The following is a 16723-nucleotide window of genomic DNA, read 5'->3' as shown; positions in this document are numbered from 1 at the left end:
GAGGCTTCCTAATAATAAAGCTACAGCGTATCTAAAGAACTAAATTAGGCTAATGCCGTTTCAGCAGCCCGAAGTACCTGGCGATCATTCTCGACTCGTTTGATCCAGCCGTCGGATTCCATCCGGTTCAATACTGGGATCATATACTTCCGCGACAAACCGGTTCGCTCCCTGGCATCGGAGATCTTAAAACGCTCATTGACTTCCCGTCCTTCGATAATGTCGTTAACCAGATCGTCGTAAAGCGCTTTCTCATAGTAAATCTTACCTTCAAGCGGAACAGCGAAGCCAAGGCGCACCAGATTTCGCAACTCTTTCTGCGCCCCCGGGATCTTTTCCTTATCCGCTTCGTAGCCCTGCTTTTCAGCCTGGCTCATTCGCTCTAAAATCTGCTTTGCCGTTGGAGAAAGCTGGGCTTCACTACGACCACTGCCAAGCGAGAAAAGCTCGCCGCTCTGCTTTAGTTTGCCCTCTTCGACAAGCTGCTGCAGCAAGGCTGACAATACATTCATCGGCAACTGGATCTTGCCGCTTAGCTCGTTGACGGACAAATCAATCTGTTCTTGCTTGAGGATTGATTCGAGCATCTGATGAGAGTTGTTATAGCACTCCTCGGTGAAGAGCCAATCACCACAGGCTTTATAGCCAGATTCATCAAGCTGGTGATCACCACGCTTGGCGTAACCATACAGGGACATGTTAATGGTGACATAATCTTCCCATGCTGGCTGATCTGGCATTGCCATTAACAAATCATACAGTTTGTTGCGGTGCTGCTTGGCTACCTCGCCTCCCCAGACAACTGCCCCGCAGTTTATGATACTACTACCACCATGCTGAATAAGCAGCGCGCGCTGATTCCAGAAACAGCAGGCCGGCTCTTTCAAGCGTAAACGAGCTAGATTCGTACCCTTGAAGACAAAAATCTTGGCAAGGGTATTAAACGTACCGAACGCCACTTCGACTTCGCTGTTGTTACGACACTTGTTCTCAAACAACATGCCATCCAGGCGAACAATCACTTCATCAACAATAAAGCCGGACTCCTTCGAGGCCATAAGGCAAAAACCACGTTCGACTTCTTTTTTCTTCACACCTTTCAGCGCAATCGCAACGCGGGAAACCGGCTGGGCTGTCTCGATATTCTGGTGATAAGACTGCAGGCTCTTCACCTGCACTTCCCTGCCAGATGGCTGAAGAATCAGCTTCTGTCCGACATGAAATTCACCGCCACACAGGCTTCCCGTTACTGTCGTGCCCACGCCGTTGACCGTAAATACACGGTCGATGTACAAATGAGCCTGACGCTGAACGGCTGTCTGCTGACGAGCATCATTCGAATGATTATCCAGTTTGCGGCAGATATGCTGGCGAAGCTCGTCGATCCCTTTTTGCTGATGGGCCGATACCACCACAGAGTCCGGAATAAAGCCAGCAATCTCAAGGAACTGCTCCAGCGCTTCTTCCTCGACCAACGCAAGCATGTCATCGTCGACCAAATCAGATTTGGAGATAACCAGGGTAACATTGTCGATCCCCATAGATGCTATCACCTTAAGGTGGTCAGTCGACATCTGCATCCAGCCTTCATCGGCTGCAACTACAAACAGCACCATATCGAGGCTCCACACCCCGGCCACCATGTTTCGGATAAACCGCTCGTGGCCCGGTACATCGATTACCCCTACAGGCGTGCCGTCTTGATGCTTGAAGTAGGCAAAGCCGAGATCGATCGTCATTCCCCGCTTCTTTTCCTGCGGCAGGTGCGCAGTATCGATGCCTGTCAGCGCTTTGATTAACGCCGATTTACCATGATCGACATGACCGGCGGTACCAACGACATAACTCATAGCAACACCTCCGCCAACTGGCTACGTAGATACGGAATTTCAGATTCTTCAATAGTGGCGAGATTTAACTGCACCCTGTCATGCTTGATAACGCCGATCACCGGCAGTGGCCAGCTGCGCATGATTTTCAGCAGTTTTTCCGCAGAGCGCTTGTTTCGTCCGTTATCTGTGACGATCTCAATCGACCAGGAAGGATCGCTTTGATCCGGCAACGAACCACCGCCCACGGTTAGTTCCGAGTTAACAACCCGGATCTGGTCGCCAAAACCTTCTGCCAGTAAGCGGGCTCTTTGTTCAAGCTCCGCCTCACCAATCGAGCGCTTGTTTTCAGCAACACCATGACCGCTTTCCAGTTGGTTAAGCTTGCGAACCACCTGCTCTTCAAGCAATGAATACACAATACGGCTTGGCCTGAACGCACGCATCATCGGGTTTTTCTCAAGCTGCCTGATCAACGGTTGCTTACCGGTAACCAACCCGGCCTGCGGACCACCGAGGATCTTGTCACCAGAAAAACAAACGATATCAGCACCGGCCTGGATATAGCTGGCAACGGTAGGTTCATCCGGCATATCTTCAGTCGTGGTTCCCGAGCCCTGATCGACGGCAAGCACGACATGATCCGGGAGATCCCTTGCCAGCTCTTTAATATCGGCAGATTCCGTAAAGCCTCGGATCTTGAAATTGGAGGTATGGACAATCAGCACCATCGCCGTATTTTCGGTTACGGCATCAAGATAATCCTGTGCCGTTGTGATGTTCGTCGTGCCAACTTCCACCAGCTTGGCACCAGAGAGCGCCAGAATATCTGGAATACGGAAGCCGCCACCGATCTGAATTTGCTCACCGCGGGAGACAATCACCTCTTTGCCTTTCGCCAACTCATGCAGCATCAGATAGATTGACGACGCATTATTATTGACGACCAGCGTATCCTCGCCTTTCACCAGATGCTGCATTAACTGCTGCAACATCCCCTTGCGTTTTCCTCGCTTACCGGTATGAAGGTCGATTTCAAGGTTGTTATAGTGCGTATTGACCTCGCCGACACTCTGCCAGATCTCGGCATCTAACGGCGAACGCCCAAGGTTGGTATGAACGATCACGCCGGTGCCGTTGACAACCCGCTGCAATCGCTGCTGGTTCATAACCCAACAGCCCTGCTCTATATAATGGTACAGCTGCTCTACCGAAAAAGGCACACCATCTGGGTCACTTAAGTGTTTCTTTTTATAAGCTTGTACCTGCTCACGGACTATATCCGTCACGACCGGACGGCTCAACCGCTCGATATAGGGTGACAAAAAAGCCTGCTGAAGTATTTTTTCAACTTGTGGAATGGAAGATAAGGTGCTTACTGTCATAATCAAGCCCCGATTGGAATTAATAAAAACAGAAACTTAACTAATAATAAAAGCAGACCACACTGATAAACTTTTGATAATTAACCAAGAAACCATTAAAGAAAATGTTTTGATTATTTCAGGGGGCAACACAAGGAAGATTTCAGGGACAAGTATAATGATAAAAACTAATTTTCTATTATTAGTTGGCGAGTAACGTTGTCACCGTCATTCTTCTAACCCTGAGTAAACAAGTATATGAATATTATATATACTCGTTCTAAAAAATTAGTCTCTATAACGTTTTTGAATGGACAATCAACTGACTGTAACGTTAAAAAGAGTTGGCGGAAGGAGCAGGAATCGAACCTGCCAAAGCCTATTCAGCTCACGTCGGTTTTGAAGACCGGGAGGGCCACCAGACCCCATCCACTTCCGCGTTTCGATGGGTGTAATGTACCTAATAAGATTATGATTTGAAAGTGTTTAACAGTCATTCTGTGACCTTTCCGGCAAAGATGATTTTATATGAAACTTATTTCTATTTTGGTTAACTAGCTAACATTTTTTGCCGTCACATCCCGCTAGTAACACATTTATTTACCCAGAAATAGAACAGCAAAATCACAAACCATTCACATTAGCCTTTAACAAATTAATGAGTGTCATTAGATATCCTAATATTGATTAACAAATAACAAAAACAAGATATTTGCCTGCTATTAGAATTGATCTTTTTATTATAATAACCGCTACCAACAGAACAATTTATAACCAATAAAGCTTTGTTTTTTCATTGGCTTGGTTATTTAGGGAGATAAGCATGAGATACGATAGACTCGAAATAATTACTAACAACCCAAGCATTGCTGAGCTAAACACCAAAATACAATGCACATCCAGAAATCATATTGAAGATGTATTGATGCTTACCAGAGACAAAGTACATCTTGGCGGGAAAATTATCTCCCACCCTCTCGCAGGAAGTGTTAAACCGCATGAAACACCCTATCGCAGTATCATCGTGCTTAATAACCATGACGAGCTGGATATGGAATCATTAAACCTTATCGAGCAGACCATCGAACGTTACCAGGCGCTATGCAAAGCTAACCCAACACACCTGACTCTAACCGATGAAGAGATTGATACCCGGTTCCCCGAAAAACAACAAACTGATTTTCGTTTCATCGATCTGCAGCTGATCAAATCCTGCCTCGATTCTCTTGGCTTCAAGGGTATTTACTAGCCCTCCCCTTTCTCCAAATCATTATCCCCGCCATGGCGGGGATCCTTTCACCAGCTTACTATCTCCAGCTTCAGGTTATTAAACCATCGTTGAGCCAGGAATTACCGACCCCATCTAACTTCCCCTTTTATAAACTCTCTCGATCCCAATAATTTATTGAACAAGGGGAAGGACTTTCTCTGATGTTGAACTATCACCACTCATATACAGTCGTAGCTGTTAACGGTGATGACTAGCTTCCTACTGATGAAGAACCTACAGGCACTGAGGATAACTCTCCCCCTTAAAAGAAGTTCTAACTTGGCAACAACTGTTACCAGAAGGGGGAGTTGGAGGGGGTTGAGAACTCGGTGCAAATGACTCTCACAGTTAACAAATAACCAAGAGTTTTCGTAGGGACGTAAAAACTAAAAAAGCCAGCCGGTAAACCGGCTGGCTTGAGTGCTTCTTGTTCTATCGTTTTCTAATACTTAGAACACGGTTTGCTCATCAATCTTAGTCTGAAGTGCACTTAGTGCTTTTTCGACTAGTTGACGACGCGCGTATTTCTCTTCTTTCGGCTGCATTGTTGGATCACCCAGTGGGTGAGGGATCGCAATCGCAGGAACGATACGGTTTGCACCAACCGTTTTAGAAATAGGCACGACAGTTAGAACGTGAACTACAGGCATTACTCTTTCGATTTCTTTGAGCATCGTTGCACCGCAACGAGTACAAGTGCCTCAAGTGGAGGTGAATATAGCAGCTGTCACCCCTGCCTTCTGTAGCTTCATCGCAATCTCTGCGCCGTATTCTTTCGCCTTCGCGACCGCCGTACCGTTACCGACCGTGGTGTAGAACATGTCATGCAGGCTTCCGATAACACCTTCTCGTTCCATGTCTCGCAACACGTCGACTGGAAGAACTCGGTTAGGGTCCTGGTTGCAAGCAACTGGGTCATATCCGCCGTGCGCTGTTTCATGAGTCTCTTCCGTCAAGGTTTCCAAACCACGAATACTGTATTCGCCATACTTAGATGCACTTGAAGATTCGATATGGTCTGGGTTGCCCTTAGGTACCACACCACCTGAAGTAACAAGCGCAATCTTAGCTGTGCTCATCATTTCAACCGGAGGCTGAGGCTCAACGCGGTCAAACACTGGCATTGGGTATTCAGTTGTGAACTCCTGACCACCAATCTTGGAAATCAGTAAGTCAACGGCACGCTCAGAACCACGTTTTTCTGCAAAGAAATTCACGCGGATGCCACGAGGCATGTAACCCGCTTCTTCTGGAGAACCTACTTCGCCATCAGTTTCTACATAACGGTTAATCAACTTAACCATTGCAGGAACGGCTTTGCGCATGCTTGCTGCACTGTTACCTGTTTCAACCATGTACGCATACTGACGGAACAGTTCATAACCAGGGTTTTCAGGATACATACCCGAAATTGTGGTGATGCCCATTTCGTGAGCAACTTTGGCAACCGTACCACAAGCCATACCGTAACGACCGGCGTTGAAAGCAGGACCCGCAATGATGAGATCCGGTTTCAGCTGAGTTAGGATTTCTTGCAGTCCGTGGCAGCACTGGCTTTCGTTTTCGTTGAAATAGGAGTCACCACAGATAATGGTATGTGTGATTTCTGCCTTGTCCTGTAGCATTGTGTTCACTTGAGAACCAACACCAACTGTACCTTCAACCACCTCCATTGGAGTGTGGGCCATCTCTTCACCACCTTTCTGGGCGAAGAACTGGTTCAAGTAATAAACTACTTTCAATGTCATGTGAGTATCCTCGCTTAGCTTGCTTTAGTGGTGAGGTGATGGTAACCAAGTTCACTGGTTGCGCTAAGAATCGCTTGAATTTCAACCGTGATAGAGCCATCTTCATGCAAGCTACCCTGGAAGCCACCAGCAACCATATCTGCATAACGGTCGTGACCGATTACTTTGTCCATTGCAGGTAGTGTCACTAGCTGGTTGGCATTACCGTTAGTCACAACAGCGTTCGCACTTTCGTGAGAATCCGCCAGTGACTGGCTTTCACCGTTTTGACCGGCATATTCATCTGTCAGCAAGACAGTCTGGATACCGGCAGCTTCTAGCTTGGCACAGTTCATCATCAGGTCGGCATCAGGGTTACCAAAGCCTTCTTCACTCACGATGGCTGCATCCCAACCCATTTGCTTGGCAAGCTTAGTTACGAAGTTAGATGAGCGTTCTTTGTCACGCAGAGTAACGTTTTCGTTGGTCACGATTACGCCCATGAAGTTGTACTTCGTACCATGGTGACGATAAAGGTCGTAGATTACCGGGCTGTTCTGGTGAACATAGCTGGTGTTCTTGTCACAGGCAGATACACAGTTACCACTGATAATTGCGCCATCCATCACTTCTGTTGGGTACATCAGTGTAGGAAGCATGCCTTTAACATCAACGCCGTAATAGTAGCTATCGTGTAATAGGCCCTGGCTTTGCAGCATGTAAACATAACCGACTTTTGGCAGGTTAGGATACTCAGCCGCCTGCTCTAGCAGCGGTTTCGTTTCATAAGTGTGGATCTCATCCGGCTCAACATCAGCAGCCAGTTGACCAATCCAGCGACCTGCTTCCAGGCCTACCAAGCGAAGGACACCTTCGTGGTCGTACTGGTTACATGAGTCATCCACTTCACACTGAATAACCAGGTTCATGGTTGAAGAGAATGGTGTGTATTCCGCACCTGGGCCGCTCATATCCAGGATGCCTTCCTGGAAACCAACAACCTCACCGGTAGTGATCACCGCCATGCCTTTCAGCACATGCGTACGACCTTCACCCACCATAGCTTCTTCACCTAAGTGACGGCCAGGGAAGATGTCGCCACCACCACTGACTTTCACTCGAGGTTCAATAGCATCTTTGACCGGCATGATACGGATGCTATCGCCTGGTTTTGCGATTGATAGTTCAATCGAGCGGATACGGTGATCCAGTTCGCACAGGTGGTTCAAAAGTGCTTGCTGTTCAATCACCACAGTATTTTCTTTTACTTCGCTCACTGGCCCGAAAGCCAAATCACGAACATGAATATTGCCTAGTTCGAGTTTCATTTATATCTCCAAACAAGCGTCAATTGGGATGGGTAATCCTTTAAAAAGTCTAACGTTTACCTCGAAGGTATTAGGCTCTAGAGCAAAGAGAAAGCGCGGAGTTTATGAACATAAATGAGCACTTTCGATGCAGTTATTGAGCCAAATAACAATGAGGTTGGCGTTAACTAGCTGACTTTTATGCCGGCTCCTTCCTCGGCGTACCCGACAACCCAACATGGTTCTTCACTATTGCTAAATTCAGTTAATAAAGCGTCCAGACAATCTTTGGGTACCGCTGCCAGCAAGCCGCCGGAGGTTTCCGGACAACACAGCTTGCGCTGCCAGCTTTCATCAAGATCCGGTGCGAACTCAATCTCGTCTCGGTAAGCATCCAGATTACGCTTGGCACCACCGGGGAATAGCCCCTGGGCTGCGTAGTCTTCGGCTTCGATCAGAAACGGCACCTGGGTTGCGTTAAAGTGCATACATACATCGCTCTTTTCGGCCATTTCCAAGGCATGGCCAAGAAGCGAGTAACCAGTAACATCGGTACAGGCTTTCACCGGATAGCGGGCGAAAATTTCAGCAGCTTTACGGTTAAGCTTTTTCATGCTGTCGGTTGAGGCTGTAATAGCCTGCTGACTCGCCTTACCCCGTTTTGCTGCGGTTGAAATTAAGCCTGTACCAATCGGCTTGGTGAGTACCAGAATATCGCCGCTGTCGACAGCAGCTTTGGTTTGCACTTTAGAGGGATGGATCGTACCCATTACCGACAAACCGAATTTCGGTTCATCGTCTTCGACGGTATGACCACCGACCAATACCGCACCGGCCTCACGGACTTTCTCCGCACCGCCTTTGAGGATTTGGCCAACGATCTCCTGGGGAAGATCACTCGGAACACAAAATATGTTCATTGCCAATGTTACCTGGCCGCCCATGGCGTAAACATCGCTGAGTGCATTTGCAGCAGCTATGGCGCCAAAGTCATACGGGTCATCGACGATTGGAGTAAAGAAGTCCAATGTCTGGATGACGGCAACATCATCAGTGATTTTGTAGACGGCAGCATCATCACTTACCGTCAACCCAACCATCAGATCGGGATACGCTTGTTCGGGAAATAGGGGTGAAATGGACTGCAGAACCTGCGCCATGGCCTTAGGGCCAATTTTCGCCGCTCACCCAGCTTTTTTGGTCATCTGCGTAAGACGCACTACTGTTTCTGTCATCTCTATATCCTTAGTAACGGACGGTGGATACCACCCTAAACAAAAATCAAGTGTTCTTATTCAGGATGGCATGGCGCTACTCTCATTGCTGCCGATTTCGCGCTCGCGAATTTCCTAGTGTGTGACTTCTCTTGCCATCGAAGTAGATTGGCTGGAGGTTTTGGCGACTGTCACCATCAACCGATAAACTTAGTTTCGGTTAACTGTGCCCGTGCCTGCTCCAAATCGTCTCTCGCCACTAACACTATCGGGCCGGTACAGCCCATGCCTGTGCGGGCAAAAATGTTAGCCTTCCACAGCGCCTGGCAGGCATCTTCAATCTCAAGGATATCAATACCGCCAATTTCTGCGTCAGTAACCTTCTCCGGTGGCGCAATCACTTCCGTCTTGGCCTCTACCGGTTGCTTGGGCTGGCGATACTTGGCCAGCACGCTGTTCAACCCGGCCAACGACGCCGCTTCCCACTCTTCATCGACTCGCTTCATAACACTCCCTTTTGCAGCATCTGCACACAGTCTCATTGCGCCGGCAACAACAGGGGCGCCTGAGGCTCTTGAAATGATATTTATCAGCTTGTCGGAAGCGCCCTCACCCAACCCCGGACCGTAGCCAAAGCCTGATGCTTCATAGCTGCCGCCAGTGGTGAACGAAGAGAACATCTTCATAAGTAGGTTACCGGTCAGGCTATCTGTCACCATGACATCCGGTGTGCCTTGTAGCAGGTCATTGCCTCGCATTGCGATACCGCCATCAGCACGACCAGACTCCGCAAAGTGGATGTCATAGCCGCCTTCGGCAAGTTCACGTAAGCTACGCTCGCACAGTGCCGCACCGTCGATATTCAACACACCGACTGTTGGCTTTTTGATACCGCTCGCCTTGGCCAGTGCAATACCGTAAATCGTATTTTTCAGCAGCGCTGCCTGGCGGTTGGTATCAGTGGTACCCGTTGTCGAGGCGATGATCATTTCACGACCTGTTCCCGGGGTTACCACTTTGCCCATGGTGCTCACACCCAGCGGGAATGCGTAATGCAAGGTCACACAACCATCGATCTTTTTGTCAGCGAACAGCCCTTCCATCACCTTGTGGCACTCGTGAAGATCAGCTGCCGGATAGCATTCGAATCCGCACTCAGGATCGTCACAGCCAATCAGTACCGGTTCGATATCGCTATACTGGCGAGCGACCAACTGAGCGCCGCGAAGTAACTCCTGAGGACCATGCTCGCTGCCAACTAATGTCAGGGCGATGCGGGTCTTCTTGCCAAACTGGCCGCTAAGCAGACCATCAGCCATGGCGTTGAAGGTATCGGACAGTTGTTGATTGATGTTACTCATAGCAACCTCCGATTACTGTTCGCGATTTAACAAGTTCTCAGCCACATCACGCATTGCCTGGGCAACAACCTGCTTGACCTGAGCCTCATCAAACACTTCTTCCTGCTTGCCGCTGTTTTTCTGAACCACAAAGCTCAGACCATCAAACAGGTTGGTCATACGGCCCAGGAACAAGCTGCCCTTGCCGACCATCATGAAGTTGTTGATTTCACCGCTGACAATCATTTCGCGACCGAAGCCCAGGAATGGAACGCCTGACGGGATGTGGCCCTGAGTCGGTGCAAAGCCTGTCATACCATGCTCAGCAACAAACTGAGGGAGCTGAGTACGTTCTAGCTGGCCTTCTTTGACCGCTAGCGCCGCAATCATCTTATAGTTTGACTCCGGAACATTACCGGCGCCTGCTGGCTTGGTAATTTCTGGGTTTTGCATTTCGACAGAGTATTTATCAATGTCTGTCATCGCCATACCGGCATTTTTCAGCGGATTGGCAATCAAAGCTGTCATTACAGCCTGTGGGGAGGAGCCGGTACCGATCTGATGGCGACCAACGATATCAGTATTGATTTCAGGGCTGATACCGTCGTTTTCTGTCACCATACAAGCAAAGCCAGCCAGACAGTCTTCCAGTACCGGCATGTCATTTTTAACATGGTCGCGGCCGTTCATGCCTAGTTTGGCAACGGCACCACCAGCAACCACCATCACGTTCTTGAATACGCCGGATTTAACCAGAGCGGCAGCCAGTGTCATCGCGTGAGCAGGTGCCGCACAGAAACCACGTACATCCGAACCCGTTGCGCTATTACAGCCGATGACCTCACCAATTGCCTTGGCGAAGTTACCGCCGCCACGCTGGTTGATGTCACCACAGGCTTCTTCCGAACATTCGATAAGGTAATCAACCTTGTCTAGCTCAATGCCCTGCTGTTTCAGGTGCATTGCAGCCATCACGCCTGATGCCTTGGTACACAAGTTTTCAAGCATAATATGGGCAGACAGGTTTTCGTCTTCATCGTGGGCGGCTTTCACACAGCCGACCAGCTCACCGTTCATCATCAGCACTTCCGCCTGATGATTTTCAACCAGCGCCAGGATCTCATCTTTGGTGATAAGCTGATGGCCGGCAAACAGGTCAACATCGCCATAAAGGGCATGCTGGCCTACCTTTGGCTGATAGGTGTCAATAAACTCTTGAGTAAAATGAACCAGGTTGAACACGTCTACGTGGTTCAACATGGCATAGAAACTTTCCTGGCTATAAATTTCGCCGAACTTGCCTTCGTGAGAAGTGTGTTCTTTGTTCTCAAACCATGGCTGGGGAATATCTGCCAACTGTTGTGGGGTAAGGTTACCGATATAACACTGGTTGGCCGGGTAAGAAACCACGTCTTCGTATGGGCGAAGGTGGTCTTTTAGCTGCTGTAAATAGCTGTCTGCCGGGTCTTTAGCCCGAGACTGCACCTGTACCGAACCATGTTGAATCAATACATCTGGGGTATGGGCGAGCACATAGCTCACACCTTTAATTACTGCGTATCCCATTGTTACTCCTGCATCCGAGCCGGATAGTAGGTTCGAGCCAGAGACCTGACCCGAACCAGCATTGAGATATACTTATGCTAATGCAGTTTCGCTGCGGTATTGTTGCATTTCCGCTTTAATCGCATCGACATCAAGTACCATTTCCATCATTCCGACCTGCTCGTCATAGACTGCCGGATCGACGGCTTCTTTAATTTCGTCTTCAACCACGTGATAACAAGAAAGTCCTAACTGGACTCCCGCCAATGGTCCTGCAAAAGTCGGATCGCCGGTGGTGACGGTTTCACATGCCAGGCCAGAAGCTTCTGCTTCTGCGCCGCCAAGAATCACAACGAGATTCTCTGCGCCTTTTTCCTCGGCAAGGGTTTTAATCCGCTTTTGGTTCTCAAGATCCATTGCGCCTGCGCTTGTTCAAACGAAACATTCTGTAGTAGAGAAAGCAACGTGAGCACCTGTGGTCTTCATGCAAGCTTCGATTGCCTGACCAGGTACGCCATCGCGGTCTCCAAGAATGATCACTGTTTTATTAGCGAACACAATCTTTCTCCCGATTAAACATACTTTCCGAATTGCTCACGATACTCTTTGACCTCTGCCACGATGGCATCGACATCAAGTACCATTTCCATCATGCTTATCTGCTCGTCATAGACGTCAGAATCCACATTGTCTTTAATTTCCGGCTCAACCACATGATAACAAGAGAGTCCTAACTGGACTCCGGCTAATGGTCCGGCAAAAGTAGGATCGCCGTTTGTCACGGTTTCACATGCTAGGCCCGAAGCTTCTGCTTCGGCACCGCCAAGTACGATAACCAGATTCTCTGGGCCGAACTCGTCAGCAAAACCTTTAATCCTCTTTTGGTTTTCCAGATCCATAGCACCTGCGCTGGTTCAGACGAAACACTCAGTTGTAGAGAAAAGAACATGTGCGCCAGCAGTTTTGATACAAGCTTCGATAGCCTGTCCTGGTACACCGTCTCTGTCTCCCAAGATAATAACTTTCTTATCTTTGAGCATTGTTCACTCCAAGGGTACAGATTACTAAGGTTATGTTGTTGCCAGTCACCCGGTACAACATGTTTTCTAAAAACGCAGTTTCAGTGTGAAACGTTGTTTTTCTATTTGTTCAACAGGTTAGATAACCTATTCAATACAAATTCTTTTCAGTCAGCCTTACGCTTTTTCAGCGATGAAGCTTTCGACTTCTTGTGCAATTTCTTCAATTTCAAGCTCTTCACCTGACAGGTGCTTCACTTTTTCGCCGTTCTTGTAGAACACAATTGAAGGTAGACCCATCACTTTCTGCGCCATTGCCAAACGACGGTTACCCTGGATGTTCAGCTTGCAGAATTTGATCTCTTCGCCGTATTGCTCAGCCAGTTTGATGACATCAGGCATTAGCTCAATGCATCGGCCGCAGTTTTCGCTCCAGAAATCAACCAAGACAACACCGTCGACGTTAACTTCAGTATCGAAATTTTCTTTGTTCAATTCGATCATTGCGTTTCCCTTAATACAGAGTTTCTAACTCAGCGATATCCTTCACATCTACTCGCTTGGCTTCCTGCCCAGCGTCAAATCTGATTACTACGGGCACTTCTTTCACATTGAAGCGGTTGGCAATGTTCTGGCTCTTGTAGGTATCGATAGTCACGACACGCTGATCCGGCTGATCTTTACAGTGCACTTCAAGTTCGTTGATAACATCCAGGCTTTCTTTGCTCAGCGGGTTCCAGAATGCCACCATTGCTGTGCCGTCAAACTCGGCAACAGACTTACGCCAACTCTCTTCTTCTTCGATATAGCGGTCGGCTGCTACTGCTGCAACTGCGCCATCCCCTGCCGCTGTTACTACCTGGCGTAAGAACTTATCGGTTACGTCGCCAGCTGCGAAAATGCCCGGAACGCTCGTTTCCTGCTTCTCGTTGGTGATCACGTAGCCCTGCGGTGTCAGCTCAATCAGCTCCTTGACGAATTCAGTCTTCGGCACGGTACCAACGAACATGAACACACCGTCGGTCGACATTTCAGTGATCTCACCTGTTTTCAGGTTCTTCAGCTTCACGCCATCAACCAGCTCGTCACCACAGATTTCTTCCACCACTGAGTTCCATACAAACTCGATTTTGTCGTTGGCGAAAGCCTGTTCCTGTGCCGTACGGTCCGCATCCAGAATGCCCTGATCGTGCAAGACAATCATGGTCACTTTATTCACGAACTTGGTCAGGAAGACGGACTCTTCAACTGCCGTATTACCTGAACCAACAACCACAACATCCAGCTCTTCATAGAAATCTGCATCGCAGGTTGCACAGTAAGAAACACCTTTGCCACGGAATTCTGCTTCACCCTTGATACCCAGGATGCGAGGCGTTGCTCCGGTTGCAATAATGATGCTCTTGGTCTGGAACTCTTCGCCTTTATTGGTTTTCAGTGTTTTGATGAAACCATCTTCTGCAATACTGATATCCGTAACCAAACCACGGGCAAACTCGACACCAAACTTATTGCAGTGGTCACGGAACATATCCATGAGCTGCGGGCCGGTTGCTTCAAGAATTCCCGGATAGTTTTCCATTTCGCTTGTTGTTGCTGCCTGGCCACCGGTATTACGCTTATCTTCAAGAATTAGCGTTTTCATTTTGCCGCGGGCTGCATAAACACCTGCTGACATACCGCCCGAGCCGCCACCAATAATGATGACATCGTATAGTTCTGACATATTTATCACCGATTTTTATTTTCACTACCACATGCCATCTACACCTAGCACTTATTCACTTTTAATAAGTGTTACGAATATCTATGGCACTTCAAAATAAATCAGTTTTCGACGCAAGCTTTATAAGCCCTACGGTTTATACGAACAATGCGAGATAACTAATCGCCACTCTCATCATTTAAAATCAGATAGTAAAAGGTATTGTATTCTCTATATAAGCAAGTAATTAATTTTATTAGTTTTACCTATATATAGATGATTGGCTCTCATCCTTAACAACTTGTAGGCGATTATAATTAGTAATGTTTATTTTTTTGTGAGCAATGCCCAATTACAGGATAAAACACTGAAATAGAACTGCTAATGATACATAGATCATATTCAACCATAAGCACTTTGAATAACTAGGGTTACTTTAAGCACAAAAAGTAATTAAAATGAGAAATTTTGTTACACTATAAGAAATACCATACCTCTATAGTGTCAAATTCCCTCAAATTTCTACGATCTGACACTTTAATTACCAATATTTTATAAATTTTAACAAAGCTGACAAATAACATTTACCATTAGAATAACTAATGCTTAGGTTAAAAAAATATAGTGAACCAGTTGCACATCAAAAAGCAGTAGCACGAAAGATTAATTTTCCACCTCAAATTATTATGATTACCTAATGAAATATGTTTTATTTTTATTTATTCCGACTATAAATAGTAAGTTTTAAATTCAGTAAATTCACTGCCTGCAAGCAAATAACTTAGTTAAACAATCATTTCATTTAAATTTAAAGCACCTATCATCAAAAACAGCAATAATGCAAAGCAACAACTACACACCCGATCAATGCCAGCAGAATCTTCCACGTCAATTTTGATTGATAAGAGGATAATGCTCACAAAACCCCTGTTTGATAGAATGATAATCTCCGCTCCGAAGTTCATATAGACATTTGGAGTTACGCAATGGATACACTGCAATACACTAATGGTTGGCTCAATCTTGAAAATAACCGAATCGATGAGATCAATCATTTCTGTGAAGACTACAAACATTTTCTCAATGCAGGAAAAACAGAACGCCAATGCGTGAAAGCAGCGATTGCAGAAGCCAAGCAGCATGGCTTCCGCCCTATTGAAGAATTTGAACAATTAGTCGCTGGGGATAAAGTATATTTCATCAACCGCAATAAGAACGTTGTGTTAACTGTTGTCGGCAAACGTCCTATTTGTGAAGGCATTCGATTTGTCGTTTCCCATATCGATTCCCCTCGCCTGGATCTTAAGCCTAACCCGATGTACGAGAAGAATGAGCTGGCGCTAATGCGTACTCATTATTACGGCGGCATCAAGAAGTATCAGTGGGCTTCCCGCCCGTTAGCCTTGCACGGTGTTGTGGTGACCAAGTCGGGCCGTACCGTAGATATTGTTATCGGTGAAGATCCTCAAGACCCTGTTTTCACCATCCCGGACTTGCTACCGCACCTGGACAAAAAAGTTCAGCGCGAACGAAATGCTGCAGAAGTCCTGAAAGGTGAGGAACTGCAAATCATCGTCGGCTCTGTACCTATGTCCTTCGATGACGAAAAGATCAAAGACAAGGTCAAACAGCACATTCTTATCAAACTGCATGAGAAGTATGAAATCACAGAGCCTGACTTCATCTCGGCCGAGCTAATGCTAGTCCCTGCCGGTGATGCACGTGATGTTGGTATTGATCAGGGTATCGTTGGTGCCTATGGCCAGGACGACCGTATCTGCGCCTATACGTCACTCGAAGCCATCCTGGAAATTCCGACACCGGAACAAACAGCAGTCTGCTTCCTGGTAGATAAAGAGGAAATTGGCTCGTCTGGTGCAACAGGCCTCGAGTCCCGCTACCTTGAATTCTTCACTGGCGAGTTATTGATCCGTCAGGCAGGCGCACAGTATAACGACCAGATGCTTCGTCGCTGTCTGTGGAAATCTTATGCCCTGTCCTCAGATGTTAATGCCGGGCTTAACCCGTTATTTGAATCTGTGCATGATGCACAAAACGCCTCCAAGTTGGGCTACGGGCTTGTACTGACCAAATATACCGGCCATGGCGGCAAGGCAGGATCGAATGATGCCGATGCCGAGTATGTCGCGGCTCTTCGCCGTATTTTCGACGACCACGAAATCACCTGGCAAACCGGCCTGCTTGGCAAGGTGGACGAAGGCGGCGGCGGTACTGTTGCTAAATACCTTGCGCACTATGGCATTAATACCATTGATGCCGGAGCTGCCTTACTTTCTATGCACTCGCCATTCGAACTGGCCTCCAAGTTCGATATTTACGAATTGTACCGTGCCTACAAGACATTCTATACCGAAGCTCTGTAGCGTCCTCTGCTGTGATGGA

At 47.5% G+C, this 16723-nt stretch carries 13 protein-coding genes and 1 tRNA gene; 2 read left to right on the top strand and 12 right to left on the bottom strand.

Annotation, left to right across the window (positions count from 1 at the left end; genetic code table 11):
- Positions 1-44: 44 nt before the first annotated feature.
- The 3 genes from selB to EIZ48_RS21275 all read right to left on the bottom strand — a co-directional run bounded on the left by selB (position 45) and on the right by EIZ48_RS21275 (position 3630).
- A complete protein-coding gene (selB, locus tag EIZ48_RS21285) occupies positions 45-1850 on the bottom strand; it encodes a selenocysteine-specific translation elongation factor (protein WP_160656012.1) in 1806 nt (601 codons plus the stop codon).
- The gene (gene selA, locus EIZ48_RS21280; RefSeq protein WP_160656007.1) at positions 1847-3214 is read right to left on the bottom strand and encodes an L-seryl-tRNA(Sec) selenium transferase; all 1368 of its coding nucleotides are present in this window, start codon (positions 3212-3214) and stop codon (positions 1847-1849) included. Before selA ends, selB begins: the two co-directional genes overlap by 4 nt.
- Before the next feature lie 324 nt (positions 3215-3538).
- Positions 3539-3630, bottom strand: a tRNA-Sec gene (locus tag EIZ48_RS21275).
- 386 nt (positions 3631-4016) lie between these two features.
- On the opposite strand from EIZ48_RS21275, the gene EIZ48_RS21270 reads away from it, so the two are divergent.
- Positions 4017-4442: a GrdX family protein gene (locus EIZ48_RS21270; protein WP_160656005.1), complete on the top strand. Its 426-nt coding sequence runs from the start codon at positions 4017-4019 to the stop codon at positions 4440-4442.
- 470 nt (positions 4443-4912) lie between these two features.
- Here the strand turns inward: EIZ48_RS21270 and grdB are convergent, their stop codons facing one another.
- The 9 genes from grdB to trxB form a co-directional block, all read right to left on the bottom strand.
- Positions 4913-6211, bottom strand: coding sequence for a glycine reductase complex selenoprotein B (grdB, locus tag EIZ48_RS21265; RefSeq protein ID WP_083651928.1), 1299 nt, complete (start codon positions 6209-6211; stop codon positions 4913-4915).
- Positions 6212-6225: 14 nt separating this feature from the next.
- A complete protein-coding gene (locus tag EIZ48_RS21260; RefSeq protein ID WP_160656002.1) occupies positions 6226-7518 on the bottom strand; it encodes a glycine/sarcosine/betaine reductase component B subunit in 1293 nt (430 codons plus the stop codon).
- Positions 7519-7685: 167 nt separating this feature from the next.
- Positions 7686-8732, bottom strand: coding sequence for a selenide, water dikinase SelD (gene selD, locus EIZ48_RS21255; protein WP_160655999.1), 1047 nt, complete (start codon positions 8730-8732; stop codon positions 7686-7688).
- A 176-nt stretch (positions 8733-8908) separates the two neighbouring features.
- Positions 8909-10072 (bottom strand): glycine/sarcosine/betaine reductase complex component C subunit alpha, encoded by a 1164-nt coding sequence (gene grdD / locus EIZ48_RS21250; RefSeq protein WP_160655996.1) that lies wholly within the window; start codon positions 10070-10072, stop codon positions 8909-8911.
- Between the two features lie 12 nt (positions 10073-10084).
- Positions 10085-11617 (bottom strand): glycine/sarcosine/betaine reductase complex component C subunit beta, encoded by a 1533-nt coding sequence (gene grdC / locus EIZ48_RS21245; RefSeq protein WP_160655994.1) that lies wholly within the window; start codon positions 11615-11617, stop codon positions 10085-10087.
- Positions 11618-11689: 72 nt separating this feature from the next.
- Entirely contained in the window at positions 11690-12154 is a 465-nt protein-coding gene (gene grdA, locus EIZ48_RS21240; protein WP_089153690.1) for a glycine/sarcosine/betaine reductase complex selenoprotein A, read from the bottom strand.
- 14 nt (positions 12155-12168) lie between these two features.
- Positions 12169-12636: a glycine/sarcosine/betaine reductase complex selenoprotein A gene (grdA, locus tag EIZ48_RS21235; protein ID WP_160655988.1), complete on the bottom strand. Its 468-nt coding sequence runs from the start codon at positions 12634-12636 to the stop codon at positions 12169-12171.
- A gap of 156 nt (positions 12637-12792) precedes the next feature.
- Positions 12793-13119 (bottom strand): thioredoxin TrxA, encoded by a 327-nt coding sequence (gene trxA / locus EIZ48_RS21230; RefSeq protein WP_075766110.1) that lies wholly within the window; start codon positions 13117-13119, stop codon positions 12793-12795.
- 10 nt (positions 13120-13129) lie between these two features.
- A complete protein-coding gene (trxB, locus tag EIZ48_RS21225) occupies positions 13130-14341 on the bottom strand; it encodes a thioredoxin-disulfide reductase (RefSeq protein WP_075766112.1) in 1212 nt (403 codons plus the stop codon).
- 965 nt (positions 14342-15306) lie between these two features.
- On the opposite strand from trxB, the gene EIZ48_RS21220 reads away from it, so the two are divergent.
- Positions 15307-16704: an aminopeptidase gene (locus tag EIZ48_RS21220; RefSeq protein ID WP_160655985.1), complete on the top strand. Its 1398-nt coding sequence runs from the start codon at positions 15307-15309 to the stop codon at positions 16702-16704.
- Positions 16705-16723: the final 19 nt, after the last annotated feature.

The organism is Photobacterium alginatilyticum (assembly GCF_009910675.1).
GTDB lineage: Bacteria > Pseudomonadota > Gammaproteobacteria > Enterobacterales > Vibrionaceae > Photobacterium > Photobacterium alginatilyticum.
The sequence above is the reverse complement of the archived record's forward strand: the minus strand, read 5'-3'. Positions and strand labels throughout refer to the sequence as shown.

Excerpts from the sequence above, each read along its gene's own strand:
- EIZ48_RS21270 (WP_160656005.1), top strand. The coding sequence starts at position 4,017 with ATGAGATACGATAGACTCGAAATAATTACTAACAACCCAAGCATTGCT.
- selB (WP_160656012.1), bottom strand. The coding sequence starts at position 1,850 with ATGAGTTATGTCGTTGGTACCGCCGGTCATGTCGATCATGGTAAATCG.
- EIZ48_RS21260 (WP_160656002.1), bottom strand. The coding sequence starts at position 7,518 with ATGAAACTCGAACTAGGCAATATTCATGTTCGTGATTTGGCTTTCGGG.
- grdD (WP_160655996.1), bottom strand. The coding sequence starts at position 10,072 with ATGAGTAACATCAATCAACAACTGTCCGATACCTTCAACGCCATGGCT.
- trxB (WP_075766112.1), bottom strand. The coding sequence starts at position 14,341 with ATGTCAGAACTATACGATGTCATCATTATTGGTGGCGGCTCGGGCGGT.
- trxA (WP_075766110.1), bottom strand. The coding sequence starts at position 13,119 with ATGATCGAATTGAACAAAGAAAATTTCGATACTGAAGTTAACGTCGAC.
- selA (WP_160656007.1), bottom strand. The coding sequence starts at position 3,214 with ATGACAGTAAGCACCTTATCTTCCATTCCACAAGTTGAAAAAATACTT.
- EIZ48_RS21220 (WP_160655985.1), top strand. The coding sequence starts at position 15,307 with ATGGATACACTGCAATACACTAATGGTTGGCTCAATCTTGAAAATAAC.
- grdC (WP_160655994.1), bottom strand. The coding sequence starts at position 11,617 with ATGGGATACGCAGTAATTAAAGGTGTGAGCTATGTGCTCGCCCATACC.